3 protein-coding genes are annotated in these 7,592 nt (G+C 44.0%); all 3 read right to left on the reverse strand.

Annotation, left to right across the window (positions count from 1 at the left end):
- Positions 1-9: 9 nt before the first annotated feature.
- On the reverse strand, positions 10-3,336 hold the full coding sequence (locus tag H6G05_RS22775) for a response regulator (RefSeq protein WP_190581884.1): 3,327 nt from the start codon (positions 3,334-3,336) through the stop codon (positions 10-12).
- A gap of 3 nt (positions 3,337-3,339) precedes the next feature.
- Positions 3,340-3,759, reverse strand: a complete 420-nt coding sequence (locus tag H6G05_RS22780; protein ID WP_190581886.1) for a response regulator — start codon at positions 3,757-3,759, stop codon at positions 3,340-3,342.
- Between the two features lie 72 nt (positions 3,760-3,831).
- Positions 3,832-7,107 (reverse strand): PAS domain-containing protein, encoded by a 3,276-nt coding sequence (locus tag H6G05_RS22785; protein ID WP_190581892.1) that lies wholly within the window; start codon positions 7,105-7,107, stop codon positions 3,832-3,834.
- Positions 7,108-7,592: the final 485 nt, after the last annotated feature.

Genomic DNA, 7,592 nt, shown 5'->3' on the forward strand with positions numbered 1-7,592 from the left:
CCTATCTTCTTAAGTCACTAAAAGTTGATGGATAGTAGCCGCCAGTTGCTTTAGCTTAACAGGTTTAGCCAAATATTCATTAGCTCCTGCGTCTAGGCAGCGATCGCTATCTCCTGTCATGGCTAGAGCCGTCAACGCAATAATCGGAACATTAATTAACATAGGGATTTTGCGGATCTGTTTGGTAGCTTCTAAGCCATCCATGACTGGCATTTGAATATCCATCAAAATTAAATCAGGTTTTGCTGATGATGCGATCGAAATAGCCTCTTCTCCATTTTTAGCTAGCACAATCCGATAACCTTTTGCCATGAGATAACTAGAAATTGTCATGATGTTAGCCTCGTTATCTTCAGCGATCAAGATCAGCGGAGCCGATTTGCTGATCTTGGGGAACTCCAAACTGGATATCTCGGTTGTTTGATTGCTGACAATCGTTTCAGCGTCAGAGGTAGTATTAGGAACACAGGGTAACTCAATGGAAAAGCAACTACCTACACCTAGTTCACTGCTTATCCCCACCTTGCCACCATGTAGTTCGACGATCTGTTTCACTAGGGCAAGTCCTAAACCTGTACCTGCATATTGACGATTTAACGCGCTGTCGATCTGCACAAAAGGCTTAAATAGTTTCTGGATATTTTCTGCGGCAATACCAATACCTGTGTCAACTATCGCGATGCGGACATATTCCCTTACCTCCTCGCTGGTTTGATCTGGAGAAGCAGAAATCACCTGAAGACGGCTAACTTCTAGGTTAATATTTCCTCCCTCTGGCGTGAATTTAACAGCATTGTTTAGAAGATTAATTAAGACCTGTCGGATGCGGCGTTCATCCACTAATAAATCTGGCAGATTGTGGGGAAATTTGGTGAGGATCTGGATACGTTTTTGCATCGCCTGCTGCTTAATAAAAGCCAGACTGGATTGACAGAGTTGGCTAATTGCAGTAGGAGCGCAATCCAGTTGGATTTGTCCAGATACAATTTTGGAAACATCCAAGATGTCATTAATCAGTTCTAATAGATGAGTAGCACTGGACTCGATGGTTTGTAATGCTTTGAGTTGACGATCGCCAATCTTACCGAATACTTGCTCTTGTAGCCCTTCCGCCATTCCCAAAATCGCGTTGAGAGGAGTACGAAGTTCATGGCTCATATTCGCCAGAAATTCATCCTTAAGTCGCGTCGCACGAGCCAACTCTTGATTGGTTTGTTGTAGTTGCGCCTCCGCCTGTTTGCGATCGCTAATGTCTCGTACAAAAAAAACTACTTCGTCATTACCGCAGGGAGAAACACGCACCTCTTCGTAAAAATATTTACCTTCTACCTGAATCTGCTGTTCATAAATTTGGACAGTCTGAGTAGCAAGAGCTTGTTGCAAAGCTGCATATTTGCGTTCTGCATAAATTCCTGAAGCGAACATCGGCAAAGTTTCATAAATGCTTTGACCAATGATTTGCTGAGGATCAACGAGATTTTCACCTTGAGGCGACACCATAAAATCTACATATTTACCTGCCCGATCGACTCGAAACACGAGGTCTGGCAAAGCTAACAGGGTAGCGCGAGTGCGTTCTTCACTACGTTGGAGAGCTTCCTGCATCGCGTAGCGATCGCTAATATCCATCGCAATACCCAACAGTCGCGTCACTTTTCCTGTCGAATTCCAGATTGGCTCAGTCTTAATAAAAACATAGCCAATGGAACCATCAGCACAGATAATTTCCGCATCAATGGTAAAGGATTGTCGATCTTTAATTGCGCGTTCATGTAGTAGTTTTAAATGTTCTTGCTCGTGGGGGGCAAAAAACTGAAAAAACTGCTCATAGGTTGGTGGAGGACTATAGGAATCAAGGGCAAGAATTTTGAAAATTTCCTCTGACCAAGTAACTTTGTTGGTAATGACATCTAGTTCCCAACTACCAAGATGGGCAATTTGTTGTGCTTCTTGCAACCGAGCTTCACTCTGTTGCAAAGCCTGAGTGCGTTGTTCTACACGATCTTCCAATTCTCGATTTAACTGTTCTAGGGCTTGGGTAGAGCGTTCACGCTCGATCGCAATTTTGACAATATTAGCAGCAAGGTTGATCGCTTCAAGCTCTTGCGACCGTGGATGATGAATATCGCGATGATAGACGGCAAAGGTAGCTAGCACATTTCCATCGCTGGCGAGCGCTGGAAATGACCAGCAAGATTTTAATCCATGGGTTAAAGCTAATTCCTTAAAATCTTGCCAAAGTGGATCGGTGGCAAGATCGGACACAATCACAGGCTCTTTGCGAAAGGCGGCTGTGCCACAGGAGCCAGCCTTTTCACCAATTGACATGCCTTCGATCGCTTGATTATAAGCATCTGGCAAATTAGGGGCTGCCCCAAGATGCAGCTTACCTTCGGGATCACAAAGTAAGATAGAACAAATCCCGCCTTCAATTTGTTCTTCCGTTGCGCGGACTAAAGCATCAAGAATATCTGGCAAAGTCTCGCCCTTCGCAATGCGTTCCAAGATTGAGTTTTGCATCTCCAACCGCAATTCTGCTTGTTTGCGATCGCTAATATCTAAGATCGTCCCTGCCATGCGTAGCGGTTTGCCTTCTTGATCCCATTCCACCACCTTCCCCCGTGACAATACCCAAATCCATGCCCTAGACTTATGATGCTTTCGTAGTTCACATTCATAAGCTGGAGTCTTTTTTTGAAAGTGCCTTTCCATAGCTAGTTTAGCTTTCTGCAAATCTTCGGAATGGTTCAATTCCCACCAAGTCTTCGTCCCTGATTGTTCTAATTCCTCAAGGGTATAGCCAAAAATTTGAGCCAATCGCTCATTAATAATTACCTCACCAGTCTGAATAGCCCAATCCCATAGTCCGATACCCGACCCCTCAACCGCTAGTTGCAGACGTTCTTTGACGAGATCTAGCTCAAGTTGCGATCGTTGACGCTCCGCCCGAATTTCTGCATCTCGCACTTCTCGCCGTACCACTTCAGATAGTCGAGTGAGACTTCCTTTCATCAGATAATCTTGAGCGCCTGCTTTCATTAGTTCGACCGCAGCCGTCTCACCAATTGTGCCAGAAACCACTATAAAAGGAAGATTTGGGTATCGATGCTTAACGATTTGGAGGGCATCGTAAGCATTAAATTTAGGTAAATTATAATCAGAAATAATCACATCCCAAGTTTGCTTCTCTAAAGCTTCACGCAAAGCTTCTAACGTTTCTACCCGTTCCCAAATGATATTCACTCCAGAACGACGTAGCTCTCGTTGCACTAAAAAGGCATCATCTTCTGAATCTTCAATATTTAGTACTTTTAGGTTTAGGGTGTTGTCATTCATGGCCTATCTACCTTTGGGTAATACTTCATTAATTACAGCCCAATACAGCCCTAGTTGACGCACAGCCTCTGTGAACTTCTCAATTTCCACAGGCTTGCGAACATAGCTATTTGCCCCCAAGTTATAGCTATCAACAATATCTCTCTCTTCACTGGAGGAAGTGAGTACCACTACAGGCAATAAATGCGTACGTTCATTAGCACGAATCTGCCTTAGTACTTCCAGTCCATCCACTTTCGGGAGTTTGAGATCTAGCAAGACGACACTGGGAAGTGGATCAGCATTCAACACCATGATCAAAGCTTCTTCCCCATTACGAGCCACGAGAATTTCATTAGCAATATTGCCACGGCGCAAGGCTCGAATGGTTAACCGCTCATCGTCAGGGTTATCTTCGACAAGAATGATTGGGGGCAGAGTCATTGTTTAATATTTCCTATTCCTATGAAGACAAGATTTTAGATTTAGGATAGTCAGTGCAAAGCACCGCCCATCCTACGTTTTTAGAGAGGATATTTCAGGTATGGTGAAATAAACTGTTGCTCCTTTCTCGACTGCTCCCTCAGCCCATACTCGCCCACCATGCCGATGAATAATCCTCTGCACAGTGGCAAGTCCAATTCCCGTTCCGACAAACTCATTGGTGTTATGTAGCCGTTGGAAAACGCCAAACAGCATATTGGCATAATTCATATCAAATCCCGCTCCATCGTCACGGACAAAATAGGTAGATCTCCCATCCTGTTCACTTTCTGAGGGGTTGACCCCAAATTCAATTCGCGCACTGGGATGATGACTGGTAAATTTCCAAGCGTTTTGGATTAAGTTACTGATCACCATCCGCATTAGGGTTATATCCGCTTGGACAGATACATTGGGGGCAATTACGCATTCTACTTGTCTTTCTGGTTCCGTTGTTTGCAGTTCTGCTAACTGCTCAGTAACTAACGCACTGAGGTTAACTTTGGCGTATTGCATCTCTGAGCGAGATACCCGCGATAGACGCAACAAATCCTCGATCAGCATCCCCATCCGCGACACATTAACGCGAATTCGATCAAAGTAGTTTTTTCCCTCATCATCAAATTTGTCGCCATAGTCTTCCAGTAGAGCTTTACTAAAGCCATCGATCGCTCGTAAAGGCGATCGCAAATCATGGGAGACAGAGTAGGCAAAAGCCTCTAGTTCACGGTTAGAGGCAGCTAACTGCATTGTTATGTGCATGAGTTTAGCTTCAGCTTGTTTGCGATCGGTGATATCAAGGTTAATGCCGATCATCCGCAACGGGTTGCCCTGAGGATCACGCTGAACCAAGGCATAGGCTTTGAGGAAGCGAATCGTGCCATCGGGATGAATCACCCGAAATTCGAGATCGTAATCCTTTGTTCCTGCCAAGGCTTGTTGAATTGCTGATTCGCCGCTAGCGCGATCGTCTGGATGTAAGCTACTTACCCAAGCCTCATAGACACTTGTGAACTGCGTGGAGGTAATGCCATAAAGTTCATACATGCGGTCATCCCAGACCAAGATATTGTCAGGAACGTTCCAATCCCAGATCGCGATCGCCCCAGATTTTAAGGCTAAAGTTAGGCGATCGGAGAGAGTTTGCAATTCTACTTCCGCTTGTTTGCGATCAGTAATATCCAGAACCGTACCGATCAGATGTGTTAATTGACCTGTCACCGTAGAGACAATTGGTTCTCCTCTTGCTTGGAAGTAACCTAATGAGCCATCACAGCGATAGAATCGAATTTCAAGGTCGTAGGGTTGGACAGTGGCAGCCGCTGTTTGGAGCACTTGCTGATGATGTTCTCGATCATCGGGATGTATCTGCTCCTGAACCTCTGCAAAGCTAGGCATTCCCATTGCTGGATCACGACCAAAGATGTGAAAGACCTCATCAGACCAAATAATCTGTTCGCTATAGGGATCAAACTCCCAACTGCCTAGTTTCCCAATGCGCTGTGCAGTTTTGAGGTGAGCATCACTCTTGCGAATTTTTTCTTCGGATTGCTTGCGATCGCTGATATCAACATGACAGCCAATCATTCGCAGAGGTTGATTATTTTCATCCCATGTAATCACTTGCCCTGAGCAAATCACCCAAACCGTAGAGCCATCTTTGTGCCGATATCTGACCTCATTGCAAAATGGAACTTCGCCGTGGGTTTGGACATGTCGCTCAAAACAATCGAGAACCTTTGCCAAATCTTCATCAAAGATCAAGTGTTGCCAAGTCTCAGGAGAATTGGGTAACTCATCATCTTCATAGCCAAACATTTTTTTGAACTTGGGGCTGAGATATTCTTCGTTAGTTTGCAGATCCCAATCCCAATAGCCTGCCAGAAGGGTGTCAAAAATGTTTTCTAACAGGCTTAGCTCTTGGCTAACTTGCTCAGCAATTAATCTTTCGGCTTCAGCTTGTTTGCGATCGCTAATATCCGTATGCGTTCCCATCATTCTCAAGGGATTGCCCTGATCATCCCAAGAGACAATGCGCCCTAGAGAGAGAATCCATTTCCATTCCCCATCGCAGGTAAGTTGGCGAAATTCCACTTTGTATTCTGGCAAAATTCCCGCTACATAGTCTTGATAGACCTTAGCAGTTTGTTCGCGATCGTCAGGATGCAACCGTTCAATCCATTTAGCATTAGTTTCCTGAAAAGTTGTGGGGTCATATCCCAGCATTGTGGCATATTCAAAACTGGTGATCACTTCTCCAGTCTGTAAGTTGAGATCATAAAGCCCTTGATTGGCAGCCCGAAGCGCCAGACGTAAACGCTCTTCACTCTCGTATAGTTGCTGCTCATCTTGGGCGCGTTGTTGAGCATTGGCAATGGTTTGCGCCATTACTTGCAATAACCTAATTATTTCTTCGCCCCAAATTACCTCCTTACTAAAGGAGGCAAATCCTAGAGTTCCTGTGACAACAGATTTTTGAATCATAGGAACCACTAGAGCGGACACAATGCTGAATCGTTGCCAATTTTCTTTGTCGATCGCCGCCTCAATGGGAGCATCGGCAACCCTAGGCATATTCACAATTTCTCGTCGAAGTAATTTGGCATTAGCCCAAGGAAACGCTGATAAAGGAACATTTTGTACCAGTGTGATTTGTCGAGGATATTCTGGCTTAGCCCATTCATGGGTCATACTCACAGTGCCATCGGAAAGCAACGAGACAGGGTGCTCTGTGAGAGAAAATTTGATCAAATAGCTAGTGTCTGAGTTGGTTGCTTCCGCCATTAGTTGCAAAGAGCGATCAATCTCAGCATCTAACTGCTCGGGACTAATATCAACAAATCGGCTGCTGATTTCCGCAATCAGTTGATTAAAGTCTCGCTGTAATTGCAAAGCTTGTTCAGTGGCTTTGCGATCGCTAATATCTGTAATCGTACCGATATAACCAATAATTTCGCCAGACTGATCACATTCCGCTACTGCTTGACCGTAAACCCAAGTGATTTCCCCTGCTTTATTTTGAAATCGATACTCTAGTTGGAAGGGACGATTTTCTTGGATAGCCTTATTCCACTCCATCGTCACAAATTCGCGATCGCTAGGATAAAGACCATTGATCCAACCAAAGCCTTCTGCTTCTGTGGTCGTTAGCCCCGCAATCTGACACCAGCGATCGTTCACATAGCAGCAGTTACCAAGAGCATCAGTACGATAAATTCCTACAGGCACAGAAGCTAGCAACGAGATAAACCTTTGTTCACTTGTGGAACTCAAGTTATATGCGTTAGAGCTATTTGTATTGGTAGACATAATATTGTGTAACCCAAAAAATACACATAAAAGTCAGTAATTATCTTTTATCTTACCCCTTTTATACCAATTCGCAAAAATATACTGACACTTTTATGAATTAAAAACAAAGCTTAGCAAAGATTTTCAAAGCACAAATTAGCTAAGTTATTCTATCCCTCGATATTACGACCATTGTTATAAAAAAATCGAGAATGATAAAATTATTAACGGTTTTAAAAGTACAAAATTGCTGTGCCATTTTGTACTTTTAAAACCAAACCCAAAAGCACAAGTATCGGCGCAAAACGCCGATACTTGTGCTTTTGGGTTTAATTATTTTTAAGATGAGGATATTGGGTTTATTCCTCGCATTTAAGAACCTATTCAAGAATTGCTTTATAGCAAAAAAAGAGTTAGCTAGTACAAACCAAAACCCAAGAATCGAGTGGCGGCGCTTCGCGCCGCCACTCGATTCTTGGGTTTTATGTCCTAAGCAAAACTTG

This window comes from Phormidium tenue FACHB-1050 (assembly GCF_014696925.1).
GTDB lineage: Bacteria > Cyanobacteriota > Cyanobacteriia > Pseudanabaenales > Pseudanabaenaceae > Pseudanabaena.

Bases quoted from the DNA above. Each gene is read 5' to 3' on its own strand.
- H6G05_RS22775 (WP_190581884.1), bottom strand. From the start codon at position 3,336: ATGAATGACAACACCCTAAACCTAAAAGTACTAAATATTGAAGATTCA.
- H6G05_RS22780 (WP_190581886.1), bottom strand. From the start codon at position 3,759: ATGACTCTGCCCCCAATCATTCTTGTCGAAGATAACCCTGACGATGAG.
- H6G05_RS22785 (WP_190581892.1), bottom strand. From the start codon at position 7,107: ATGTCTACCAATACAAATAGCTCTAACGCATATAACTTGAGTTCCACA.